Below are 703 nucleotides of genomic sequence, written 5' to 3' on the forward strand. Positions count from 1 at the left end.
CAGATGGGTCAGGAAATGATGCTGTATCAGCCGCGGGTGCGGGTGCCCTTCGCGCAGCGCATCCAACGCGGCCAACAGATCCTCGCGCGCGTCAACACCCTCCGGCGCGGCCGTGATCACCGCCCGATACGGGTGATGGGCACGGGTGGTGGCCAGACTGTAGGCCACGTCGGCGAGATCCAGCTCCGGGTGACCGAGCAGGTGCTGGTGCAGCCGGTCGGCCTGCGCGCGCACCGCCGCCGGCGTGCGCGCCGACACCGGCCACACCCGCAACCCGAACTCCACACCCTCAGCGGGTTCTTCGGCCTGCTCAACCGGCGCGACGGGGGCCTGTTGCAGGATCACGTGGGCGTTGGTGCCGCTGATCCCGAACGACGACACCGCCGCCGTGCGGGGATGATCGGTGACCGGCCACGGCACCGGTTCGGTGAGCAGCCGCACCGTACCCGCCGACCAATCCACATGCGGGCTGGGCCGATCCACGTTCAACGTCGGCGGCAAACTGTCGTGATTGAGCGCCTCGATCATCTTGATCAACCCCGCCACCCCCGCCGCCGCCTGGGTATGACCGATGTTCGACTTGATCGACCCCACCCACAACGGACGCTCCGCGCTGCGCGCCGCCCCATAAGTCGCGATCAACGCACCCGCCTCGATCGGATCCCCCAACGTCGTGCCGGTACCGTGCGCCTCGACCACATCC

1 protein-coding gene is annotated in these 703 nt (G+C 69.0%); it reads right to left on the reverse strand.

The window, feature by feature from the left end; genetic code table 11:
* A partial coding sequence (locus tag AC5Y5E_RS30360; protein ID WP_499907719.1) for a ketoacyl-synthetase C-terminal extension domain-containing protein occupies nt 1-703 on the reverse strand: 703 nt, incomplete at both ends.

Source organism: Mycobacterium sp. NGS54, assembly GCF_059812465.1.